Origin of the sequence: Streptomyces hiroshimensis, assembly GCF_014650335.1 — a bacterium.
Taxonomy (GTDB): domain Bacteria; phylum Actinomycetota; class Actinomycetes; order Streptomycetales; family Streptomycetaceae; genus Streptomyces; species Streptomyces hiroshimensis.
Genome location: NZ_BMUT01000001.1, coordinates 500,774 through 523,458 on the forward strand (window position 1 = coordinate 500,774; position 22,685 = coordinate 523,458).

The window sequence follows — 22,685 nt, forward strand, 5'->3', positions numbered from 1 at the left end:
GCGTGGCTACGTGCTGTGGGGCGGGTCGTTGAACTCCAGGCGGATGGCGGCTTCGAGCTGCCGGGCGACCTGGTCGGCAACTCGCTCACCCAGGGCGGCACTGGCCTTGTCGGCGGTGTAGACGATGCCGGACTCGGTCTCGGCCTCTGACGGCAACGGGTAGACGTGGTAGCGCATCCGGCGCGGCTCGCGGCCCGTGCCGGACTCTGCGGTGAGCTGATCGGGCCGGGTGGAGTCGGGGGCGATGTGCATGACCAGGCTGGACTCGACCATGGCCGCGTGGTGATCGTCCCGTCGGGCGATGCCGGTCTCGACGGCGAGGTCGTCGCGGAACTGATCGCCGACGACGTCCCACCAGGCGACGATCACGACTCGTGCGTCCGGTGCGCACTCGGTGAACGAACGAACGGCTTCGCACAGGAAGCCGGTGTTGTCGATGGCCGAGTTCACGATGACGAACTTGCGGACGCCGTTGTCGGCCAGCGAGGACAGCACATCCTGGATGAGGTTCATGAAGGTCGTGCCGCTGATGCTGATGACCCCGGGGAAGGTGCCGCCGAGGCGGTAGGGCTTGGTCGCGATCCCGTAGCCGATCGACGGGGTGACGAAGCCGCCCACGGCGCCGGCGAGCCGAGTCGCGAAGTAGTCGCTGATCAACGTGTCCGAGGCGAGCGGCAGGTGCGGGCCGTGCGGTTCTACGGCGCCGACCGGCACGAGGGCGTAGCCCTCCTGGGCGCGGCGGTGGAAGTCGGGCCAGGTCATGTCTCCCAGCAGCATCGAAGTCCTCCGTGGTGTCGGCAGTGAAGGTCAGGCGTTTGTCCAGCCGAGGCTGGGTACGTCCCGGGGCCGCAAGGGGGCGGCGAGTTGCAGGTTGAGGAAGTCCTCTTTGTTGCAGCAGCTGCTGGCCGCTTCGCACGGTGCCCACAGCTCGGGCCGCAGCGGCAGCTCGAAGCCGGGGTCCAGGACGCTGCCGAGCGGTGCACGGTCCAAGGCCGCGTACCGGGAGCACCGGTAGACCTGGCCGTGGATGTCGATAAACAGGTAGTCGTGCCCAGCGCGGCAGGGTCGCCCCAGGGGCGAGGACAGGCCGGCCAGGGCGGCTTGGGTGAGGGCGGGGTCGCCGCCGCAGGCGTTCACCGCGGCCACCACGTCCGCGTCACGCATCGCGGGCACCGTGCGGAACGGGTCGCCCGCGTGGTCGGAGGACTCAGAGGACTCGGAGGGCGCGGAAGGGTCGTAGCCGAGGTCTACGTTGAAGCGCAGACCAGCAGCGCGTGCCGCGTCGCGTACCCGCTGGATGCCGCCGGTGTCGCGGCTGTCGAAGAGCAGCGTGTTGACGACGATGAAGCAGCCGTATTCCTCCTGGGCGAACACAGCACCCTCCAGGAACCTCCCCAGGGGGAGTTGTCCCTCGTGCCAGGTCAGCCACAGCGACAGCTTGCCCAGGTTCGCCAGGGGCTCCAGCTTGGGCAGCCGCTGCCGGATAAGAGAGCCGTTCGACAGCAGCTCCACGTACCGCACGCCGGGCTGCTGGGTGAGCCAAGCGGCCTTCTCCAGGAAGAACGTGGAGGCGAAGGGCTCCCCGAGGCTGCCGAGACGTACCTCGACCGGGCGGGGCCGTGACGCGATCCACTGCACCACGGCGGCGAAGGTGTCCCGGTCGGCGGGGTTCTTCCAGTCGTACCGGTTGCTCTTGGCCCAGTCGCCGGTGGATACGCAGTATGGGCACTTCAGGTTGCACAGGCGCTGTCCGGCGACGTACCAGATCTTCACGGGGTGATCCGGCATGGTCCCTCCCCTACCCGAAGGTGGCGATCGGTCGGAAGTCCCGGTTGGGGAAGTCCGGCGCCTGGTTGTGGCAGCGCCGGCACAGGAAGTCGTTGGGGGCGTCGGCCACTCCGAACACGCGGCGGCGCAGACCCACTGCCGCCTCGCTGGTCATGAGCTCGTCTATGGAGCCGTCGCGGATGTTGCCGAAGACTTCGCGCTGGTAGTAGTCGTTGCAGCACAAGAAGAGGTCCCCGGTCACGCTGATGTTGGCGTGCTGGACGGGCCAGCCGCAGCCGGCCAGCCGTCCCCCGACGTACACGTCCTGGGCGTACAGGCCGCTCACGTCGCCGGCCCGGTCGCAGGTCAGGCTCGGGAAGACCTCGACCCCGAGCGGCTGGAAGCGGCGTATGACGCCGTCGAGGTTGCGGGCCAGGTCCTCGCCGACGCCGTTGACGACGATCTGGGTGCGCAGGCCCGCGTCGATAGCCGCGTGAAGGTTGCGCACCGTGTGCGGGTAGCTCCGTGAGCCAGTCAGCTGTGCGAACTCGTCCGGGTCGGCGCTGGGCATGTTGACGATCAGGTGCCGCAGGACGCCGTGTCGCTGCAGCGTGTTGATTTTGTCCTGGGTGAGCGCGGAGGCGTTGCTGTACAGGGCGAGTTGCATGCCGTGCTCGGCCAGCACGGTCACGCGGTCGTTGAAGTACTTGTCCAGCGTCGGCTCGTTGAAGAACTGGAACGTGACGTAGTCGATCGTGTCGACGGCGGCGAGCTTGGTGATGATCTCCTCGAACAGGTCCATCGGCATGGTCCGCCGCGGCTTCGGGTCGGTGGCCACAGGGCAGTAGCGGCAGCCCCAGTTGCAGTGGGCGGTGACCTCGATTTCTCCGGACACCAGCCGGTAGGCCCGGCAAAGTTCCTCGGGTGCTTGGAGCCAGTTCCGTGCCGTGGCTGCGGTTACCCGGTTGGTGCCGTACCGCGTCACCAAAGGCTCAGCGGCCTGGGGCTCGGCCGCGCAAGCCCGGAGCATCGACAGCATCTCGCGATCGCTCTCCCACACGATCCTGCGATCAAGGCCCACGATCCCGAAGGCCGTGTCTGCCGCAGGGGCATCCCCTTCCGGGAAGACGGGCCCGAAGGTGTCGGTCCAGTAGGTGATCGGCGGGTCGGCTTCCGGGTCGATGCGTGTCAGGTACGGAGACGTTTGGAGCATGTTCGGCAGCATGATCACTCCTCGCGGTGGGACCGGACTGGTTGAACTGCCTTCCACGTCAGCTTTCGGGGCGAGCGTCCGGCACCGTAACGACCGTCGCCTTCGCCGGGGCAAGGGTGTGGGCCCGATTCCCGGCCACGAGGTACCCGGTGGCCACGTGGCGGCCAAGGATCGCCCCCGGCGCGGCCAGCCCGAGCGCGAGGAGTGCGAGCACCATGCGCGCCGGGTGCGACAAGTCGATCGGCGCGTCGTCGCGAGCGTGCCGGCCCGTCACTGCGGGCCCCCTCGCAGCCGTTCCTCGTCGCCGGGCTCGACGAGGGCCAGGCCGAGGAGCGCGCGGCAGGTACGTGCGAGTTCCTGGGCGTAGACGGCGCGGGTGGCGGCGATGGTGCCGGGCGCGGGGCGGGCGGCGAGCTTCTTGCGTACCTCGTCCACGGTCAAGGTGACGAGGTTGCCCTGCCCGTGCGCGGCCCCAGTCCTTCGCCTCGACGACGGGAAGCAGGCGCTCGGTGTGCCAGCACAAGGCGGCGATGAGGTTGTCCACGGTGTCAGCGAGCGGCAAGCGGTCCAGCGCCCGGCGAATCACGGCACTGACCGTCGCCTCGTCGAAGGCGCGGTCGTGCACCGGGGCGGTCACCGCAGGCCCTCGGCGTGAACGAGGTCGAGGTAGGCATCGCAGGTCTCGCCGGACCAGGTCGCCGGGTCACCGTGCGCCGCCACGAACGCCGCCCCCGGGCAGTCCTCGGGCGGGTCCACGAGCGGCTTCACGGAAGCGTGCAGGCGCTGCTGCAACGTCAGCCTGGGGGAGGGCCCGGGCACGGCAGTACGAGGGAAAACGGGCATGGGGTCTCCACGAGGGGCGGGAGTTGTTGGCGGCGTGGCCGGCCGCCGCTACTCATCGCCTCGGGACACGGCGGCCCACCACGCGCAGGGCAGGCCGGGCCCCGGCATCGGAGTCTTCAAGGACCCGGCCAGGTCACCCACCGTAGGACCGCCTCCAGCGGGGTCGCCATGCTTGCGGTATCGACGTTTGAGGCCGTATATCAGTTGACGTGCTGATACCTCAGGGAGGCAACGATGCCTGCACCAAGGGAACTTGATCCATTACGAGACCTCGCGTCACTCGCCGGCAAGATGCTTCGCAACCGCCGCAAGGCCAAGGGGCTGACGCAGGCCGGTCTCGGAGCGCTGATCCCACTCTCGCAAGCCATGATCGCCGGAATTGAGCTGGGCAAGGAGGTCCCCAGCGCCGAGGCCGGCAAGCTTCTCGACGATGCCGTGGGCGGGGACGGAGAACTGGCCGCGATGTGGCACCACGTCCGCAAAGACCTTCACACGCAGGCTACGTATCCGGTGTGGTCCCACGCCTACCTCACCGCCGAAGCGGAAGCGACCCGCATCCAGCATTTCGCAAACATCGTCCCCGGCGTGACTCAGACCGAGGACTACGCACGCTCGATCATCACGTCCGCTGCGCCACTGTTCGGCGGCGACATCGAAGACAAGGTCGAGGCGCGGATGGAACGCAAGATCATCCTCGACCGCGATGACCCCGTGTGGTTCTGGAGCATCCTGGACGAGTCGGCGCTCTACCGGGTCGTGGGCAGCCACGATGTCATGTGCGCCCAGCTGACCCACCTGCTGGACCTCGCCGCACGCCCCCGCATCACGTTCCGCGTCCTGCCCTACGACAGAGGCATGCCCGGCGGGGTGATCTCCATCGGAGCGCTCCTGCTGCTGTCCCGACCGGGGAAAAACGAGGCAGTGTACTGGGAGAGCGGCCTCAACGGCGCTTTCTTGGAGGTGCCAAGGGAAGTGGAGGTATACAGGTCCTTCTACGACCATCTGGACCTGGACGTCCTGTCCCCGCAGGCGTCAACTGATCTGATCCGTAAGGCACGTGAGGAGCACCATGCACGCTGCGAGCACCACTGAACTTACCTGGCGCAAGTCCAGCCACAGCGGTAACGGAACCGAGTGCGTCGAAGTCTCCGACGACCTTCCTGGCGTCGTGCCGGTCCGGGATTCGAAGAGGAAGAGCGGGCCGATCATCACCTTCACCGGCGCGGCTTGGACCTCGTTCGTCGACGAGATCCAGTCCGAGCGCATCGTCTGATCGCGTAGCACGCAAGTGGCCACTCCCCAGATGAGTTGGGGAGTGGCCACAGTGTTTGCGTGGACCGCCAGTGTATGCAGCGATGAGTCGTCACGGGCAGAGGCGCTGCGCACCGCACCACGGGTTGTGTTCACCAGCTCCAGGCGGAGGAGGTCACCAACATGGCCTGGGAGGATGTGGAAGCTCTTCCCGACGAGCAGCTGGGACGATGTGTCGCCGCAGCCCTCAGGTGACCGCTTGGCCGCGCCCCTACGTCGGCCCGCTTCCGTCACCCCCGGGGCGGAGGCGGCTTTGGATGCTCCCCCCACTGGGGGGTATCCAAAGCTTCAACTTGCTCGGCCTCGGCCGGGCCGCGGGAGCAATGCTCTTGCGATAACTTGCTCGCCCTCAGGCGACCTGGCGAAGAGTGTCTTCGCCGATAACTTGCTTCGCCCGGAGCTGGGTGAGCGGGGATCTCTGGTCGGGGGTGGAGGAGGGGCGGGATTGCGCTGTTCGCGCATCGGCGGGCCATCTGTCGGTGAGCTGGGGGGAGAAGGAGTGAGTTCGCCCCAGGAGCCTCTGGGGCGAGGAGCTTGCGGACCGGGCTGGGTCTATGCGGCGTCGACCCGGTCTTGGTCGAGTTCGTCCTGGAGGAAGCCCTTGACCTCGTCCAGGCGTTCACGGCCGATGCCGAAGCCCTTGTCGCGGATGGCCTTCTCGATGTGGCGACGGGATACGTGGCCGCCACGTCCCAGCGGTGCGGTGCGGCCGATCTCGATGGCCTGTTCCAACGTGGCGCTCGGCTGCTGGCCGGGCCGTCCGGCGGGCCGCTTTTTGGGCTGAGCCACTTGATAGGTGGCGTCCGGAGCCACATCGCTGACCGGCGCCGGTTCCGGGGTAGTTGTGGCGCCACTTGCGGCGATGTGGCTGGGCTCTTCGTATGGCTCCGTCTGGGTGGGACGGCGCTGGACGAGTAGGTAGAGGTGGACGGCGCCGGCGAGGGCGAGTGGGGCGATGGCGGAGATGACGCCGACGGTGATGTCGTCGAGCGCGAGTCCGCTCCGGCGGGTCTGTTCGTTGAGACGGACGGCGTGCAGGACGTTGGCCCAGATGCTCGTGCCGGTGGCGATGCCGACCAGCGCTGAGACGTACAAGCGAGGCCGCAGGGGCGAGGTGCGCAGGACGAGCAGGGCGCCGATGCCGATGGCGATGAAGCCGTCGATCACGAGGGGGAAGGCGTAGGTGAGCACCTGGTGGATGTGGCTGGCGGCGGCCATCTGACGCAGGGCGTCGTAGGAGAGGGCGAAGGCGGCCAGGGCCAGCAGGGCCACACCGGTGCGGATCAAGGTGGCGAGGGCCGCTGGTACGGAGACGGAGGTGAGAGTGGTGGTGGGCGAGGGCAAGGGTGGGGTGCTCCAGGAGGTGGGGGTGGAGGGTGTGTCCGTGACGGGTGGGGACCCGTTGCGACTCGTCGCGTGCCTGGTCAGAGCAGGTACGGGACAGGCGTTGATGTCGGGTCGACTCGTTGCGGGCTGGTGAGTCGTCCCGGCTCTGACCTGCGTGGCGACGGGTGGGGACGGGTGGTGTCGGGTCAGGGGCCGGTCGTGGGTTCTGGCTCGGCCGTCGGCTCGGACTCGGGGCAGTAGCGAGCCCAGGCGTCGGTGAATTGCAGGCGGGTGAAGCCCTTGGCCTGGTGGCCGTCGGGGAAGCGGCGGTTGGCCGAGCCGATGCCGTAGTCCTTCAGCAGGAGCTGCAGCCCGCGTGCGGTCAGGCCCTTGTCGCTGTACCCCGGCCAGGGGGACTCGGCGTCCTCGTTCAGGGAGTCGATCAGGCGGCTGGTGCGGATGATCGCCGGGTTTCCTTCGGCGGCGAAGACGCGGCGGATGTCGGCGAGGAGGCGGATGTTCAGGGCGCTGTTGTCCTGGTCCTGCTCGGCCTCGTGCTTCGTCATCGCCAGGCAGGCGGCGCGGGCGGCCTCGGGCCAGGGGCCTCCAGCGAGGTCGGCGACGACGATGAGCGGCTCCCATGTGTCGGCGGCGCGGTCCTCGACCGGCATCGGCGGCGTGAGGTCCATCGCGGTGGCGTGGAGCGGGGCGAGCCAGGCCACGAGGCGGTCGCGCAGGGCATGCAGGGCGGGGGTGTCGCGGACGGTGCGGAACTCCGCGACCTTCTCGCCCGGCCTGCGGCGGCGCATCCGGATGACGACCGAGCGGTCCATGATCGTGTCGGGTAGTTCACCGATGCCGGCGAGGGCGGCCATGGCAAAGGTGGGGAACTTCGACACCTCGTGGTTGGGGCCGGAGACTCTCAGAGTGGGGCGGTTGCGCTGGTGACCGGCGTTGAGCAGGCCGCGCATCTCCTCGTTCTTCTCCGCGACCTTCGCCGAGCCGAAGAGGGTATCGGCCTCATCTACCAGCAGGGTGGGCGGGTTCTCGGTGATCGACCGGAAGACCGCTGCCGGGGAGGCGTTGACCGTGATCAGCGGGTCGTGGACGCTTTCGGTGACCACGTCCAGCAGGCGTGACTTGCCGCATCGCTTGGCCGGGCCGACGACCGCGAGGCGTGGGGCGTGCTGCCACGCGGTCTGCAGGTGAGTGGCCGCCACCCACAGCGTCACCGCGGTGAGTGCGTCCTCGTTTGGCAGCACCACGTAACGCCGGAACTGTGCCCGCAGGTCGGACAGCACCTGCTCGCCTTCGGAGGGCTGGGCGGGGTCGGGCTGGGATACAGCCGGTTCGCCGGGGACGGCGATCGGCGGCCAGGACGGCTGAGCGTCTTCGGGGGAGGGTATTGGGGCGGCGGCTTCCAAGGCGGCTCCTTCACTGGTGGTCGCATCGAGAGACCACCTCGGGGAATGGGTGGGGCATCCGGCGTTGTCGGGGTGCGTGGACAACACAGCCACACCCGGTGCGTGAAAGTCCAGCCTTGGCACTGGAATTCGCGACAGCTCGTTTCGCCGGTCCATTTGACTGTAAGACCGGGATCCCGGTTGGCGAAATAACCCCGGAAATTCGCCGGCGGTCGGCGCATCGCTCACAGCAGACAGAGAAACGTTCCCAGGCGGCAGGCGCGCAAGCTACAACACACCGATGCCGCCACGCCCACTCGAAATCGGACCCGCCGGACGAGCCGCCGCCCGTGCCATCGAACGCGCCCGCATCGCCCGCGGTCACTCGCAGCGCCAGCTCGCCGCCCGCGTCACCGCACTCGGTCGGCCCATGACCTTCACCGCGCTTTCCCGCATCGAACGCACAGTCCGCCGTTGCGACATCGACGACCTCGTCGCCATCGCAGCCGCCCTCGGAATCTCGCCCCAGACCCTCCTCGCCGGCCCTGAGCCGGTCGGAGCGGGCGCAATGTAGCCGACGATCTCCGGTTTCCCTAACCGGGGACTCTCCGGACCATTGATCGTCCTGGCGCTCTCCCGGCAGTCGAGGTGCGCTGCTCCTTTCTGCCCGCCGATTTAAGGAATCCCGCTTGTCTGTCGTCACCCCCATTTCCTCTCGTTCTTTCCCCGAAGCCGGAGGCGACCCCACCATCGGTCGTGCATTTCTCGGGGTGAAGGACGCGGCCGCATACCTCGGGCTTTCGCCCCGCACGTTGTACGTCTGGCGCCACCGTCGGCAGGGGCCGCCGAGCTTCCGAATGGGAGCCCACAGGCGAGTGACGTACCGGCTCGATGCTCTCGACGCGTGGATACGCGAGCAGGAGCAGGCGGACTCTCGTTCGAACCCCGCCTTGAACCCCGTGAGCGCGGCTCCGAAGCGCCGCGTCGGCTACTCGGCCACGGCCTGACGCCCCAGCGCCAACGGCACTCCCACCCCGATCCTGAGGAAGTACTTGGCCGGCTACATCGAAGACCGCTGGATCAACAAGAAGAAGGACCCCACCAGCGGCAAGCGGGAGCGCACCACCCGCTATGGGAAGGGCTCGCGGTATCGCGTCGCCGGGATCCCCGGCGTACGGAACATGTCGTTTGACACGCTGGAGGACGCCAAGGCGTGGCTTCGCAGGGCCGGAACCGACAGCGAACGCGGCGAGTTCGTCGACCCGCGTGACGGCTCCATCCCGCTGACCGACTACGTCACCCGCTTCTGGAAGGAGGGCGTACGGGGCGCGCCCGGCACGATCAAGCGTGTCGACGAGCGCGTACGCCTCCACATCCTTCCGCACCTCGGCACGGTGGGACTGAGGGACATCTCTGCGACCGTCCTGCGCGGCTACATCGCCACGCTGGAAGGAGAATGCGCGCCGCGCTACGCCCGGCAGATCCTGACCACCCTCTCGAACGTCTTCGAGACGGCCATCGACGACAAGCGCCTGGTACGCAATCCGATGCGTGCCAAGTCGGTGCGGTGGCCCAAGGTGCCGGAGGACCAGCGGGAAGCATGGCCGCTGGAGACCGCGCAGCGCGTGCGGGACGCGATCAAAGCGCGGTACCGCATTGCCGTCGTGGTCGCGCTCGGCTGCGGGCTTCGGCAGGGAGAGGTCTTCGGCCTATCGCCGGAGGACGTCGACTTCCAGCGCGGGATCATACGCGTGCGAAGGCAGGTCCAACTACTCAATGGCCGCTTGTACTTCACCCTTCCTAAGGGCGGGAAGACGCGCATCGTCGATATGCCCCGGTCCGTCGCCGCCGAACTGGCCACTCACTTCCTCCAGCACCCAGCCGTCGAGGTGGAGCTGCCCTGGGGCGGCCCGGAGCCGGAGCGGGAGAAACGATCGTTCCCGCTCGTCCTGACGACGACGTACGGCAACGCGCTGCGGGCCAACATCTTCAACGACGAGGTCTGGAAGCCCGCCCTCGCGGCGGCCGGGGTCATCCCCATGCGGGAGAAGGGGAAGCGCTGGAAGGCGTCCCGCAAGGACGGCTTCCACGTCCTCCGGCACACCTACGCCTCGATCATCCTCGAAGCCGGCGAATCCGTCGTCACCCTCGCCCGATGGCTCGGCCACTCCAGCCCGACCATCACCCTCGACCACTACGCCCACTTCATGCCGGAGGCCGGCGGCAAGGGGCGTGCTGCGCTCGATGCGCTGCTCGGCCCGATCCCCGAGCACGTCCCGGAGAACCTGGTCGCGGTCTGAGCAACGGGTGGCACAGCACACGCTGTGCCACCCGTTCTCGTTGGTGCGTCGCGGCGCGCGGGTCATGCCGCTCGACGCCACGGCAAGCGGGAGCCTCCCGTGGGCAGCTCGAGCAGTTCGTGCAGGGGCCTGCCCTTGTGGGCCCAACGGTTCAGCCGGTCGCGGTCCACCCACCGCACGCCGTGTCGGTCGCCCCAAGCCGTGGCGTCGCGGGTGAACGAGCCGTTGGTGACGACGACCGCGTGGTCCGCCTTGTGCACGGGACCCGCCGTGCCCTTCACCTGGTACGTCACCGACGAGCCGACCTTGCCGCCGACCCGTGTGTGTTTGGCCTGCACCACGACCCGCCCTAGGGAGGGCCGGACGCCGATCACGTCGGCGGCCTGGTCCCCAGCCCGGCCCACCTTCCTGGCCGCCCAGCCGTCGCGGACGAGGAGGTCGCGCAGCGCGTACTCGAACTGCCCGTCGTCCATAGCATCGAGCTCCGCCAGGGTGATGTGCAGACGAGCCAGCCGTTCACTGTCTGCGCGATCCCGGCGGTGGCCCCATACCCGGAGGCCAGCTACGGCGACGGCCAAGGCGAAGACGACCAAGAGCAGCAGCGGCCAGGCCGCAGCGGCCCTCGTCATCAGGTTCGATGCGGCCTGCGCCAGTGCGACCGTGACCGCGAGGGCCACGGCTGCCGCACCCAGGGCGTCCGTGGTGCTGCGCGGTCGCCACTGGAGCCTTCGCCACGGTCGGGCTGTCACTGCCCGCCCGCCGGCGCGGAGGCGACCGGCTGCGGGGCGGGCTGCTGCTCGGCGTCGCCGTCGCCGAACCCGAAGATCTGGCCCCAGAGCCATACCACCGCACACAAGCCGGCCACGGCCCAGACGCTCAGCCCCTTGGCGGACTTGGGCCCCGGCTTGCGGCGGAGGTGGCTTCGTACGCGCACGTATCCGTCCGGAACCTTCGGCATGCCGCATCCCCTCCCCATTGGTCCGCGCTGCGCGGACCTCTAGTTCGGTTGTAGCGGTGCCCACTGACAGAACCTGATGCCCCGTCATGATCGTGCGGGAGGTGCTGGTGTAAGTCGGCCACGCCTTCGCGAGTGTCTACCGGCCCTCGCGGTCCTCTGGTCTGCGCCGAGGCTTTCCGGCGGGCGCCGCGCTGCGGATGCGCAAGGCGCTCCGAATGGCCTGTTCCTGTGGAGTGCGGCGAGCAGCGGCTGCGCCGGGCGCCGCCCCTCGATGAGGTGGAGGCTCTGAGCCCGGTCGGCCCGCTGTCGCGCATTCTCCCCAGATTCTCCCCAGGCGGCCTCCGGAAGCACGATCCGTGATTCGCTGGCGCTAATTCGATCAAGGTTGTGGGGTGAGTGGCTACAGCCAGTCGCGCTTCTTGAAGATGATGTACAGGCTCGTGCACACCACCGCCATCAGCACAATCGCGAACGGATACCCGCCCGCCCAGTGCAGCTCCGGCATGTTGTCGAAGTTCATGCCGTAGATCGTCCCCACCAACGTCGGCGCGAACAGAATCGCCGCCCACGACGAGATCTTCTTGAAGTCGTCACCCTGACCGCGCTGACCTGCGGAAAATGATTGAGTGGGCGCTCTGACCTGCAGCGATGCCTCTCTCCGGCCCTTTCGTCGTGCTACCCGCTGATGCGGCCGAACCTCCCCAGCCGCTCCCCCAACGGGGCTTCATTCTCCCCAGATTCTCCCTAGAGAGGGCTGCTTCTGAAGGCAGATCGCCGCTGGTCGGGACCGTGATCGGCATGCCGTGACAGGCGCCGCTGTTTGCTCGGCAGTGCTCGCTCGCAGAGTGCGGCGGCTCGTTCACAGGGAGAACAAGCCCTCCTGGATGCCGCGCGCGACCACCGATCGTTGGGGGTAGAAGAGGCCGAGCAGCATGAACGTCCTGGGGTGGGCGCTGATGTTGCCGACGAAGAGGTGGACGGCGCGGTTCGGGGTGACCACGCGCTCGTACCGGCGCTCATGCAGTTTCTCGCGGACGTCGGTCTCACCGTGCCTGCGCAGGAACTTCCGGTAGCACTCGCCGGCCCCCCAGCCCCTGAGGGCCATTGCCGTGGCGGCGGCGGATCACCCACGTCTCGGCCGACCACCCGCGGCAGCCGCAGATTCAGCAGCTCCGTCACCGCCATCACCCCGAGCTGCACCAGCAGCGTCACCATCAGCGCGTCCTCGTACCCCGCTGAGCGGGACCGGCCGCGCCCGGTACGGCAGCGGAGCCCCGATACGGCGGCAGGGCCCGGACCGTGCGTCGCGGTCCGGGCCCTGCACCGTGGGGTGCCGCCCTGCGGCGGCCGTGCGTCAGCTCTGTGCGGTGTCGTCGCTCGCCTGCCCGGCGGCCTCAGCTGCGCGTGCCTTTTCGCGCATCTTGCGCACCAGCTCGGCCTTCTGGTCGGCGGCGTTCTGGCGGTCGCGGTTGCGGTGCGGACCGTTGTTCTGCCGTTCGGCGCGGGACAGCTTCTTGCGCTGGCCGCCGCCCTGGCCCACGGGGTTGTTGATGTTCTTGCTGTCGGTCACGGGTTCTCCCGGTGGTGATGTGAAGTGATCTACGGATTCATCGGTGGGGGACGGGTGCGGCGACGTCGAGGGACGTCAGCAGGGGCCCGTCACGCTCTCACTCGTAAATCGGCGTCTGGAAGAACATGACAAAGACGTTACCCGGTTCCGTTCGCCGCGCGCACCAAGCTTTTCGCCGCCCCAGCGCCGGTCGGGCCTTCGGCGAGCGCCCGGGATCAGCTTCCTTCCGGGAACCTCGGCACCGCCCTCACCCGCCGGTGATCGCCGTCCGCCCGGGGCAGGTCCAGATGGGCTCTACTGGGCCGTCGCGGGCGTTGTCAATGATCGCGAGCACACTGACGGCACGGCACAGGCCTGGTGCCGGCGAACGACGGGACCACCGAATTTAGCTGTTTCTGGCCCGTGCCGTGCGGCGCTGTTCGGCCGAGCGGGCCGCGTAGGCCGGGTCCACAGGGTCGGGGTTGCTTCCGTCACACAGACCCAGGCTTCCCATGAGTAAGGCCGCCCCTCGACGTCCACATCTCGGATGACCTCGTGGCCCCACGTCCAGGACTTGCCATCGGTGCCGCGGAACCTCTGGTGCGAGGCGAGTCGGCCTTCCTCAGCCGACGTCTCGGCCCACCAGAGCATGCCGGGTGTGCAGACGAGGAAGGACCCGCTCGCTTCGCGGAGCGCAATCACAGGGTCCGGATCGGCGTCCTCGGTGTTGGCCCGGACCATGTCGGTGAAGTGGATGGCGCCAAGGCTGCTCGCGGAACTCCGCCGACCTCGCCGGCCAGGGGAGTGCTCCTTGCCGGTGGGCGCTTGCCGCCCTCGCGGCCGAAGGCACCTCTACGATTCGCGGCATGTATCACCTCCGGCGCGGCTACGGCAGCCTGCTGCCCAAGCTCTCCGCCCTCGGTGCCCGGTTGATGATCGACGAGGAGATGTCTTGACCAGCACCCTGCCCTGGAGGGCCGCGACGCTCGCCGAACTGCGCGACTGCCTGGACCTCATGACAGCCGACGGCATTGTGCCCGGAGGCGTCATCGCCTACGGCACGCGGGAGGGGCAGCCGTCGTACCTGACCTCCGGCGTGGTCGCCCCCGAGTGCGGCGATGCCCCTCCTACCCCGGACACCCTCTACGACGTGGCGTCCCTGACCAAGGTCGTCGCCACCTGGTCCCTGACCGGCATGGTGCTGGCTGAGAGGCTTCCCCTGGACGCTCCCGTCCGGGATGTCCTGCCCCACCTGCAGCCCGGGGCGCCCGGCGGACAGATCACCGTACGGCAGATCCTCTCCCACACCTCCGGCCTCCGCGCGGATACCCGCCTCGACCAGTACCGCAACACTGGCACCGACCTCGCAGAACTCATCTGCGGCGAGGACCTCATCAGCGATCCGGGAGCCGGCCACCGGTACATCAACCGCGGCTTCATCCTCCTCGGTCTCCTCCTGGCCGCCGCCACCGGTCGGCGCCTGGACGAGCTGGCCACCGAACTCTGGCGGAGCCTCGGCATGCACGCCACCACGTACGGGCCGGTGGCCCGGGGGGCCGGGGTCGCTCCGACCGAGCAGCGATTCCCCGGCGCCCCACGCCTGTGGGGCCTGCCCCACGACGACAACGCCGCACTCCTGGGAGGAGCGGCCGGCCACGCCGGAGTGTTCTCTGCTCCGGCTGACCTCGCCACGTACGCCATCGCCTTGCTGACCAGCCTGCAGGACCGGTCGCCGCTCGGCCGCTGGCTGGCCGACAGCATGATGCCGCAGGCGGCGATCGAGCCCGGCCTCGATCGCGGACTGGCCTGGATCCTCGCCGACCAGGCCCGTGTCGCCTACCATCACGGCTTCACCGGTACCAGCCTCTACATCTCCCCAGCAACCGGCCGCTACCTGGCCATCTGCGCCAACGCCGTCTACCACCACCAGGACAACCGCGCCCGCCTTGCTCCACTCCGAGCCCTCGCGCTCAAAGCCGTGAGCGATGAAACGTAGGGCTTCGGGGCCGCCCATGGGATTGTCGACGACAAAGATGTCCCCATATCCGCGGGGATGGTTCGAACGCGGCGGCGCCTGCCACCAGGGTGATGGCGTGCTTCCCGCGTGCGCGGGGCTGTTTGTGGTGCATGTGAATGTGGCCCTGCCTCCCCTTGGTGGAGGCAGGGCCACTTCCGTCAGCGAGGGCGACGGCGATGGTCGATCTGGGGGGCGGTGCCGGCCTCGGCGTGGGTGGTGTGCGTCGTACGTGTGGCGCCTCGACCGGGCCCCGGGCACCACGACGCTCGTCGTCGAGCCCTTCGAGGTGATCCGCCGGGCGGACCGCGCCGGGCTGGAGGAGGAGGCCGCCCGGGTCCTGGCCATGGCGGCGCCCGGGGCCGCCCACGACCTGCGCGTCATGCCGGTCGCCTGACAGGCCGCCCCTCGCCGATCCTCCCTACTCGCCGACGTCCCGGCTGCGCAGGTCGTCCAAGGTCTCGCGGCGTACGAGCAGACGGGCGCGGCCCCCGGACACCGCGGCCACCGGCGGCCGGCCGACGAGGTTGTAGGCCGAGGCCATCGACAGGTGGTACGCGCCGGACGCCGGCACCGCCAGCACGTCGCCCGGCCGCAGGTCGCCGGGGAGCTCCACGTCCTCGGCGAGTACGTCGCCCGCCTCGCAGTGCCGCCCCACCACCGTCATGGTGCGGCCGGGCGCCGCCGATGTACGCCCGGCCGGCCGGACCGTGTAGCGGACCCCGTACAGCGCCGGGCGCGGGTTGTCGCTCATGCCGCCGTCGACCGCCGCGAACGTCCGGCCGCCCGTGGTCTTCACCGACAGCACGCGGTAGAGCGCGACGCCCGCGGGGCCCGCTATCCACCGGCCTGGCTCGACGGTCAGCCGCGGCCGCGGGAGCCCGAACCGGTCGCACTGCAGGGCGAGTTCGGAGCCGATCCGCTCGGCGTACGTGCGCGGGTCCACGGCCGGGTCGCCCTCGCGGTAGGCGATGGCGAAGCCGCCGCCGAGGTCCAGCTCGGGGAAGGTCACCCCGTGCCGGTCGCGGACGCGGGCCAGGAGCGGCACGATCCGGCGCACGGCGGTCACGTACGGGCCCAGGCCCGCGATCTGCGAGCCGAGGTGGCAGTGCAGGCCGGCCAGCTCCAGCCGCGGCTGGCCCAGGAGCCGTTCCACCGCCTCCTCGGCCTCGCCGCCGGCGACCGGCACGCCGAACTTCTGGCCCTCCACCCCGGTCCGCACGGCCGCGTGCGCCCCCGCGGACACGCCCGGTACGACCCGCAGCAGCACCCGCTGGCGGGCGCCCGGCGGCACGAGGGCGGCGAGGCGGGCGATCTCGCCCGTGCCGTCGATGACGATCCGGCCCACTCCCAGGCGCAGGGCGGCCCGCACGTCCTGCGGGCTCTTGGCGTTGCCGTGCAGCACGATCCGCTCGGCGGGAAAGCCGCTGTGCGCCGCCAGTTCGAGCTCACCGGCGGAGCAGACGTCCAGGCACAGCCCCTCCTCCTCGATCCAGCGGATCATCGAGCGGGAGAGGAACGCCTTGCCGGCGTAGGCGACGTCGGCACCGGGAAGCGCGGTGCGCCAGGCGCGGGCGCGGGCCCGGACCTCGTCCTCGTCCATGACGTAGACGGGCGTGCCGAAGCGGTCGGCGATCTCGGCCAGCGGCACCCCGCCGACGGCGAGCCCGCCGCCGGGCGCCTCCCGCGCGGAAGCGGGCCATACGGGTGCCGCGGGCGCGCCCGACGGGCCGGACGAGCCGGGCGGGCGGGCCGGGGACGCGGGGGCGGTCGACATGGCCATGGGGGTCTCCTTCGGAGAGATGTGATGCGGGGCGGTGCGGCCAGGCCGGCGGTGCCGGACGCACCCCGGTCGCGACGGCACCCGCCCGGCCACGACGGCACCCGCCCCGCCCCGGCGCAAGCCCGGGTCAGTCGAGTCGGCCGGGTCAGCCGGGTCGGCCGAGTCAGCCGGGAAGTGTCGTCAAGGGAGGGTCGGCCGGGTCGGTTTGTACGGGTGGGGCCGTCAGTTGGGGGTCCACCGAGACGGCGTCGACGCCGAGAGGGGTCGCCAGGGCCCGGACCGCCGGCAGGGCCAGCCGGACGGAGGGCTGATCGGGTCCCAGAACGTCCGAAAGCCGTCGCTCCGTGGTGAAGGCGACGGCCGTCCTGGTGCCGAGAGGGGAGCGGAAGACCCGCAGGGCGAAGCCGCACGCGCAGCGGCGCACGGGCACGTAGAGCGGCTGCTCGGACGTGCGGCCGGCGGGATGGGAAGGTTCGGAGGGTTCCCCCTCGCCTGCCTGCGGGCTCTCCGTGGCCGTGCCGGTGACGGCGGCGACTGCGGCGGCTTCGGCGGGGGTACGGCTCAGGTGCATGACGGTCCTCGGAAGCTCGGGAGGTGTCGGATGGGAACGTCGCTGACGGCGCCGCGGCGCCGCCGTTCACGCTATGCCCGTACCGAACCCCGCCGAGCTCCTCCTTGACAGCCTGTTGACCCTCGGTGCCACGCCTTTGACGTCTTCTTGACGGACGGTCCCACCCGGACGGTCCCACTCGGGCGGTCCACCCGAAGGGTTACGGCAGCAGCCCCGCCCGCCGCGCCGCGACCACCGCCTCCAGGCGCGTGTGCACCCCCAGCTTCCGCATGCTCGACCGGAGGTAGCTCTTGACCGTTTCCGGGCGCAGGCCCAGCCGGTCCGCCGCCGTGGCGTTCGTCGCACCCGTCGCCACGCACGCGAGGACGTCCACTTCACGCGGCGACAGGTCCACGCCGGGCCCCGCGCGCCGCACCGAAGGGTCCGCGGAGGAGGCGGCCGCGAGGCGCCCGCACGCCGCGAGCAGCTCCTGCCGCAGCCGCTGGTCGGTGACACGCTGTGCCAGGGCGCGCAGTTCGCCGTGCGCCTCGCGGACCTCCTCCCACATCGCCGGGTCGGCGGTGGTGGGCTGATGGGCCACGGACAGCAGCCGCTGCACCTCGTCCTGGACGGCGAGCGCCTGTTCCAGCTCGCGCGCCGCGTCGACGGCGGCGGTCAGAGAGCGGTCCCCGAGGGTGAGCGGGCGCCGCAGGGCGCCGTAGAGCACGCCGCGCACCCGGCCCCGTACGACCACGGGCACCGCGAGCACGGAGCGCAGGCCCTCCGCCGCCACCGCCGCGTCGTACTCGTGCGTGATGACGTGCGAGGACCGGTAGTCGGTCACGGACAGCGGGCGGGTGAGGGCGGCCGCCTTGCCGCCCAGCCCGCTGCCCGTGCGGATCGCCAGCCCGCGCAGGACCGGCGTCGTCGTCCCCGTCATATCCGATATTCGGAACTGCCGGGCTCCCGTGAGCAGTCCGCCGAAGGCGACCGGCAGCCCGGCGCCCCTGCGCATCCGCATCAGCGCGGCCCGCACCTCGGCCGTTCCGTCCGGATCTCCCATCGCTGCCTCCCCGTCCCGGATCCGGAGGTGGAATCTCCGTATCCCTGAAATGCGGCCACCCCCGTTCGGGGGTGGTGAGACTCAGATCACCGTCGCACGATGCTAACCGTGCGCGCCCGCGATGCGCCCCGCAATCTGGAGGACATGTGACGTCATCGAAGCCGAGGGACGCGGCCGGAGTGCCCGGCTCCGCCGCGGAGTTCCGCGCCGCCCGGGACTTCCTGCTCGCGCACCGCGAGGACCGGCAGGCTGCGTACGCGGGCTTCGCCTGGCCGCGCCCGGCGGAGTTCAACTGGGCGCTGGACTGGTTCGACACCATCGCGGACGGCAACGGCCGCACCGCCCTGTGGATCGCCGAGGAGGACGGCACCGAGGTCCGGCTCTCCTTCGACGCCCTGCGCCGCCGCTCGAACCAGGTTGCCAACGGGCTGCGCGAGCTCGGCGTGCGCGCGGGGGACCGGATCCTCGTCATGCTCGGCAACCAGACCGAGCTCTGGGAGACCGCACTGGCCGCGATGAAGCTGCGCGCCGTGGTCATCCCGGCCACGCCGCTGCTGGGCACCGCCGACCTCGTCGACCGCGTCGAGCGCGGGCGGGTCTCCCACGTGCTCGTACGGGCCGAGGACACGCCCAAGTTCGCCGACGTGCCCGGCGACTACACCCGGATCGCGGCCGGGGAGTGGACAGGGGAGGGCCCGGGGGCGGAGCCGGACGGCAGGAGGCCGGACGGCAGGAGGACGGATGGCCAGAGGCCGGACGGCCAGAGGCCCGACGGCTGGATCCGCTACGCCGACGCCGCGCACGCCGACGACACCTTCGTCCCCGACGGTCCCACCCGCGCCGACGACCCCCTCCTGCTCTACTTCACCTCGGGTACCACAGCCCGCCCCAAGCTCGTGGAGCACACCCACATCTCGTACCCCATCGGTCACTTGACCACCATGTACTGGATCGGCCTGCGCCCCGGCGACGTCCACCTCAACATCTCCTCGCCCGGCTGGGCCAAGCACGCCTGGTCCAGCCTCTTCGCCCCCTGGAACGCCGAAGCCACCGTCTTCGTGCACAACTACACCCGCTTCGACCCCGCCCGCCTCATGGCCGAGATGGACCGGGCGGGCGTGACGAGCTTCTGCGCCCCGCCCACCGTGTGGCGGATGCTCATCCAGGCCGACCTCGGCGGGCTGCGCACCCCGCCCCGCGAGGCCGTGGCCGCGGGCGAGCCCCTCAACCCCGAGGTCATCGAGACCGTACGGCGGGCCTGGGGCGTGACGATCCGCGACGGCTTCGGGCAGACCGAGACGACCGTGCAGATCGCGAACCCGCCCGGCCGGCCGGTGAAGGTGGGCTCCATGGGCCGCCCGAGCCCCGGCTTCACCGTCGTCCTCCTCGACCCCGTCACGGGCGAACCCGCCGACGAGGGAGAGATCGCCCTCGACCTCGCAGACCGCCCGGTGGGAGTGATGACGGGCTACGCCGGCGACGCCGAACGCACCGCGGAGGTCATGGCCGGCGGCTACTACCGCACCGGCGACATCGGCTCCCGCGACGCCGACGGGTACATCACTTATGTGGGCAGAAGTGATGACGTATTCAAATCCAGTGACTACAAGGTGAGTCCGTTCGAGCTGGAGAGCGCGCTGCTGGAGCACGAGGCCGTCGCCGAGGCCGCCGTCGTCCCCGCGCCCGACCCGCTGCGGCTCTCCGTACCCAAGGCGTACGTCGTCCTCGCCGAGGGCTGGGAGCCCGGCCCCGGGACCGCCAAGGCCCTCTTCGCCCACTCGCGGGCCGTGCTCGCCCCCTACAAGCGCATCCGGCGCCTGGAGTTCGCCGAGCTGCCCAAGACCGTATCCGGCAAGATCCGCCGTATCGAGCTGCGCGAGCGCACCGCCCGCGGCGAAGCGTCGTGCGGCGGAGACGAGTACCGAGAGGAAGACCACCGGTGACCACACCCTCGTACGCGGCCGGGAGCACTTCCATCCCGCTGATCGACGACACCATCGGTGCCGATCTCGCGTTCACCATCGAGCGCTTCGGCGACCGCGACGCCCTCGTCGACGTCCCCAGCGGACGCCGCTGGACCTACGCCGAGTTCGGGCGGGCCGTCGAGGAGGTGGCGCTGGGCCTGCTGGCCAAGGGGGTGGCCAAGGGCGACAGGGTGGGCATCTGGGCGGTCAACTGCCCCGAGTGGGTCATGACCCAGTACGCCACGGCACGCATCGGCGCGATCATGGTCAACATCAACCCGGCCTACCGCGTCCACGAGCTGGGCTACGTGCTGCGCCAGGCCGGCATCGGCGTGCTCGTCGCCTCCGTCGAGCACAAGGCCAGCGACTACCGCCGCATGGTCGAACAGGTCCGCGCCGACTGCCCCGCGCTGCGCGACGTCGTCTACATCGACGACCCCACCTGGGCGGGCCTCGTCCGGATCGGGGAGGGCGTGCCCCGCGAGCGGCTCGCCGAGCGCGAGGCGCAGCTGAGCTGCCACGACCCGGTCAACATCCAGTACACCTCCGGGACCACGGGCTTCGCCAAGGGCGCCACCCTCTCCCACCACAACATCCTCAACAACGGCTACTTCGTGGGGGAGCTCCTCGGCTACACCGAGGCCGACCGGGTCTGCCTGCCCGTGCCCTTCTACCACTGCTTCGGCATGGTCATGGGCAACCTCGCGGTCACCAGCCACGGCGCCTGCGCCGTCATCCCGGCCCCGGTCTTCGACGCCACCGCCGCCCTGCACGCCGTCGAGCGCGAGCGCTGCACCTCCCTCTACGGCGTCCCCACCATGTTCATCGCCGAGCTGGACCTGCCCGACTTCGCCACGTACGACCTCTCCTCGCTGCGCACCGGCATCATGGCCGGCTCGCCGTGCCCGACCGAGGTGATGAAGCGGGTCATGGGCGAGATGCACATGTCCGAGGTCGCCATCTGCTACGGCATGACCGAGACCTCGCCGGTCTCCACCCAGACCCGGCGCGACGACGACATCACGCGGCGCACCGGCACCGTCGGGCGCGTGCTGCCGCACATCGAGGTGAAGATCGTCGACCCCGAGACGGGGGAGACCACCGGCCGCGGCGAGCCGGGCGAGCTGTGCACGCGCGGCTATTCGGTGATGCTCGGCTACTGGGACGAGCCGCAGCGCACCGCCGAGGCCGTCGACGCCGAGCGCTGGATGCACACCGGCGATCTCGCCGTGATGGACGAGGACGGCTACGTACGGATCGTCGGCCGCATCAAGGACATGATCATCAGGGGCGGGGAGAACGTCTACCCGCGCGAGATCGAGGAGTTCCTCTACACCCACCCCAAGATCTCCGACGTGCAGGTCATCGGGGTGCCCGACGAGAAGTACGGCGAGGAGATCATGGCCTGCGTCATACTCCGCGACCCCGAGCGGCCGCTCAGCCGCGACGAGCTCGCACGCTTCTGCCGCGGGCGGCTCGCGCACTACAAGATCCCGCGCTATCTGCGGATCCTGGAGGCGTTCCCCATGACGGTCAGCGGCAAGGTGCGCAAGGTGGAGCTGCGCGAGCAGGCGACTGCGGGGCCGGCGGTGGCCGAGGCGTGACGGGCCTCCGGCTCGGTGTCCGGCGCGGTGCCCGGGAGGAGGCCCGGGGCCCGGCCTGCGCCTGAGGCGGAGGCCGGGGCGGGCGGCGGAGGGCCGGATGCGTGGGTGGCCCCCGGAAGCTGGAGGGGCCCGCGATCCCCCGTATGTTTCGCGGGCCCGGTACGAAGTCTCCGCCCGCGGGCCCCCGACTCGCCATCGTCCGGGCGTGGTTCAGAGGAAAAATTGAGCTTGGCGGTGCGGACGGCTCACACGGGCCCGCGCTCGACGAGCTCGTCGGCCGGGCGGTTGAGCGGCTGCGGAGTGCCGGTGAGGTCCATGACGAACAACGGAACGTGCAGGTCGTCCGCCCGGGAGCGGGCCTCGCGCGCATAGCCGGCGAGGGAGAAGAAGACGCCGGCCGCGGAGTCCACCAGTCCGTGCAGCCACAGGCACTCGACCGCCCGCAGCGAGGTGGGCACGGTGGACGGGTCGACCCGGGCGACGAGGCGGCCCGCGCGCAGGTCGACGCCGGCCGCCTCCGGATCGCCCGGCCGGGTGACCTCCGGGCAGCCGAGCCACGTCAGATAGCGCTCGGCGGCGGCCAGCGCATCGTCGGCCGTACGGATGGCGACCGGCCGGAAGGCGGGGCGCTGCACCGCGGCGGGCCGCTCCCCGTCCCCGGAGCCGTCCTCCCCCGGACCTCCCTCCCCGGGAGCGGGCGCGGGTGCGGGCGGGGGTACGGGCGGGGGTGCGGGCGAACGGACGGGCAGGCGCACCACCGTGCCGCAGGAGCAGCCGAACTCCGGCCGCGGCCACTGATCCTGGCGGTCGCAGGCGGGGCAGCGGACGGCCACCCACGCGTCGCGCCAGGTGCGGTGCGCCAATAACTCGGGGGAGGCGTCCGCCAGCACCGGCAGCGTGAGCGGCGCACCGCACGCACAGGGGAAGGTGGGCGGGGTGAAGGAATGCTCGCGACGGCACGTCGGGCAGTGAACCGGCACGCTCTTGGCCATATTCGGCTCCAGCAACGGGTCCGTGAGGTATGCGTACGGGCCCAT

General features: G+C 70.4%; 24 protein-coding genes and 1 pseudogene. 9 read left to right on the plus strand and 16 right to left on the minus strand.

Features of this window, described 5'->3' with window-relative positions; genetic code table 11:
• Positions 1-6: 6 nt before the first annotated feature.
• The 5 genes from IE241_RS01885 to IE241_RS01905 all read right to left on the minus strand — a co-directional run bounded on the left by IE241_RS01885 (position 7) and on the right by IE241_RS01905 (position 3,823).
• Entirely contained in the window at positions 7-777 is a 771-nt protein-coding gene (locus IE241_RS01885; RefSeq protein ID WP_190019783.1) for a creatininase family protein, read from the minus strand.
• Between the two features lie 30 nt (positions 778-807).
• The gene (locus tag IE241_RS01890; RefSeq protein ID WP_190019784.1) at positions 808-1,788 is read right to left on the minus strand and encodes a hypothetical protein; all 981 of its coding nucleotides are present in this window, start codon (positions 1,786-1,788) and stop codon (positions 808-810) included.
• 10 nt (positions 1,789-1,798) lie between these two features.
• Positions 1,799-2,992, minus strand: coding sequence for a radical SAM/SPASM domain-containing protein (locus IE241_RS01895; protein ID WP_190019785.1), 1,194 nt, complete (start codon positions 2,990-2,992; stop codon positions 1,799-1,801).
• 258 nt (positions 2,993-3,250) lie between these two features.
• Positions 3,251-3,421, minus strand: coding sequence for a hypothetical protein (locus IE241_RS01900; RefSeq protein ID WP_190019786.1), 171 nt, complete (start codon positions 3,419-3,421; stop codon positions 3,251-3,253).
• 192 nt (positions 3,422-3,613) lie between these two features.
• Positions 3,614-3,823: a hypothetical protein gene (locus tag IE241_RS01905; RefSeq protein WP_190019787.1), complete on the minus strand. Its 210-nt coding sequence runs from the start codon at positions 3,821-3,823 to the stop codon at positions 3,614-3,616.
• Positions 3,824-4,057: 234 nt separating this feature from the next.
• Between IE241_RS01905 and IE241_RS01910 the strand changes: the two genes are divergently transcribed.
• The gene (locus IE241_RS01910) at positions 4,058-4,915 is read left to right on the plus strand and encodes a helix-turn-helix domain-containing protein (protein ID WP_190019788.1); all 858 of its coding nucleotides are present in this window, start codon (positions 4,058-4,060) and stop codon (positions 4,913-4,915) included.
• On the plus strand, positions 4,893-5,096 hold the full coding sequence (locus IE241_RS01915) for a DUF397 domain-containing protein (RefSeq protein WP_190019789.1): 204 nt from the start codon (positions 4,893-4,895) through the stop codon (positions 5,094-5,096). Before IE241_RS01910 ends, IE241_RS01915 begins: the two co-directional genes overlap by 23 nt.
• Before the next feature lie 590 nt (positions 5,097-5,686).
• Here the strand turns inward: IE241_RS01915 and IE241_RS01920 are convergent.
• Positions 5,687-6,478 carry a DUF2637 domain-containing protein gene (locus IE241_RS01920; protein WP_190019790.1) on the minus strand — a complete coding sequence of 264 codons (792 nt, stop codon included), beginning with the start codon at positions 6,476-6,478 and terminating at the stop codon, positions 5,687-5,689.
• Positions 6,479-6,666: 188 nt separating this feature from the next.
• Positions 6,667-7,884 (minus strand): DUF3631 domain-containing protein, encoded by a 1,218-nt coding sequence (locus tag IE241_RS01925; RefSeq protein ID WP_229898679.1) that lies wholly within the window; start codon positions 7,882-7,884, stop codon positions 6,667-6,669.
• 280 nt (positions 7,885-8,164) lie between these two features.
• On the opposite strand from IE241_RS01925, the gene IE241_RS01930 reads away from it, so the two are divergent.
• From IE241_RS01930 to IE241_RS01940, 3 genes are all read left to right on the plus strand, one after another.
• Positions 8,165-8,437, plus strand: coding sequence for a helix-turn-helix domain-containing protein (locus tag IE241_RS01930; RefSeq protein WP_190019792.1), 273 nt, complete (start codon positions 8,165-8,167; stop codon positions 8,435-8,437).
• Positions 8,438-8,633: 196 nt separating this feature from the next.
• The gene (locus IE241_RS01935) at positions 8,634-8,870 is read left to right on the plus strand and encodes a helix-turn-helix transcriptional regulator (RefSeq protein ID WP_229898783.1); all 237 of its coding nucleotides are present in this window, start codon (positions 8,634-8,636) and stop codon (positions 8,868-8,870) included.
• 45 nt (positions 8,871-8,915) lie between these two features.
• The gene (locus tag IE241_RS01940; RefSeq protein WP_190019794.1) at positions 8,916-10,163 is read left to right on the plus strand and encodes a tyrosine-type recombinase/integrase; all 1,248 of its coding nucleotides are present in this window, start codon (positions 8,916-8,918) and stop codon (positions 10,161-10,163) included.
• 62 nt (positions 10,164-10,225) lie between these two features.
• Here IE241_RS01940 and IE241_RS01945 read toward each other — a convergent pair whose 3' ends face one another.
• The 5 genes and pseudogenes from IE241_RS01945 to IE241_RS01965 form a co-directional block, all read right to left on the minus strand.
• On the minus strand, positions 10,226-10,840 hold the full coding sequence (locus IE241_RS01945; RefSeq protein WP_373300537.1) for a restriction endonuclease: 615 nt from the start codon (positions 10,838-10,840) through the stop codon (positions 10,226-10,228).
• 68 nt (positions 10,841-10,908) lie between these two features.
• Entirely contained in the window at positions 10,909-11,121 is a 213-nt protein-coding gene (locus IE241_RS01950; protein WP_190019796.1) for a hypothetical protein, read from the minus strand.
• Positions 11,122-11,521: 400 nt separating this feature from the next.
• A pseudogene (locus tag IE241_RS01955) lies at positions 11,522-11,719 on the minus strand (CorA family divalent cation transporter); the annotation flags it as partial.
• Between the two features lie 261 nt (positions 11,720-11,980).
• Entirely contained in the window at positions 11,981-12,226 is a 246-nt protein-coding gene (locus tag IE241_RS01960) for a DUF8757 domain-containing protein (RefSeq protein WP_190019797.1), read from the minus strand.
• 249 nt (positions 12,227-12,475) lie between these two features.
• A complete protein-coding gene (locus IE241_RS01965; RefSeq protein ID WP_086574882.1) occupies positions 12,476-12,691 on the minus strand; it encodes a DUF6243 family protein in 216 nt (71 codons plus the stop codon).
• A 931-nt stretch (positions 12,692-13,622) separates the two neighbouring features.
• On the opposite strand from IE241_RS01965, the gene IE241_RS01970 reads away from it, so the two are divergent.
• Entirely contained in the window at positions 13,623-14,666 is a 1,044-nt protein-coding gene (locus IE241_RS01970; RefSeq protein ID WP_229898680.1) for a serine hydrolase domain-containing protein, read from the plus strand.
• A 250-nt stretch (positions 14,667-14,916) separates the two neighbouring features.
• On the plus strand, positions 14,917-15,081 hold the full coding sequence (locus tag IE241_RS01975) for a hypothetical protein (RefSeq protein ID WP_190019798.1): 165 nt from the start codon (positions 14,917-14,919) through the stop codon (positions 15,079-15,081).
• A gap of 24 nt (positions 15,082-15,105) precedes the next feature.
• On the opposite strand, the gene lysA is transcribed toward IE241_RS01975, so the two are convergent.
• The 3 genes from lysA to IE241_RS01990 all read right to left on the minus strand — a co-directional run bounded on the left by lysA (position 15,106) and on the right by IE241_RS01990 (position 18,080).
• A complete protein-coding gene (lysA, locus tag IE241_RS01980; protein ID WP_373300575.1) occupies positions 15,106-16,461 on the minus strand; it encodes a diaminopimelate decarboxylase in 1,356 nt (451 codons plus the stop codon).
• Positions 16,462-16,630: 169 nt separating this feature from the next.
• Positions 16,631-17,038: an SAV_915 family protein gene (locus IE241_RS01985; RefSeq protein ID WP_190019800.1), complete on the minus strand. Its 408-nt coding sequence runs from the start codon at positions 17,036-17,038 to the stop codon at positions 16,631-16,633.
• 199 nt (positions 17,039-17,237) lie between these two features.
• Positions 17,238-18,080, minus strand: coding sequence for a helix-turn-helix transcriptional regulator (locus IE241_RS01990; protein ID WP_190019801.1), 843 nt, complete (start codon positions 18,078-18,080; stop codon positions 17,238-17,240).
• 146 nt (positions 18,081-18,226) lie between these two features.
• On the opposite strand from IE241_RS01990, the gene IE241_RS01995 reads away from it, so the two are divergent.
• Together IE241_RS01995 and IE241_RS02000 are read left to right on the plus strand one after the other, a co-directional pair.
• Positions 18,227-20,023, plus strand: coding sequence for an AMP-binding protein (locus tag IE241_RS01995; protein ID WP_373300540.1), 1,797 nt, complete (start codon positions 18,227-18,229; stop codon positions 20,021-20,023).
• Positions 20,020-21,648 carry an AMP-binding protein gene (locus IE241_RS02000; protein ID WP_190019802.1) on the plus strand — a complete coding sequence of 543 codons (1,629 nt, stop codon included), beginning with the start codon at positions 20,020-20,022 and terminating at the stop codon, positions 21,646-21,648. Before IE241_RS01995 ends, IE241_RS02000 begins: the two co-directional genes overlap by 4 nt.
• Positions 21,649-21,893: 245 nt before the next feature.
• On the opposite strand, the gene IE241_RS02005 is transcribed toward IE241_RS02000, so the two are convergent.
• A complete protein-coding gene (locus IE241_RS02005; RefSeq protein WP_190019803.1) occupies positions 21,894-22,640 on the minus strand; it encodes a hypothetical protein in 747 nt (248 codons plus the stop codon).
• Positions 22,641-22,685 lie beyond the last annotated feature (45 nt).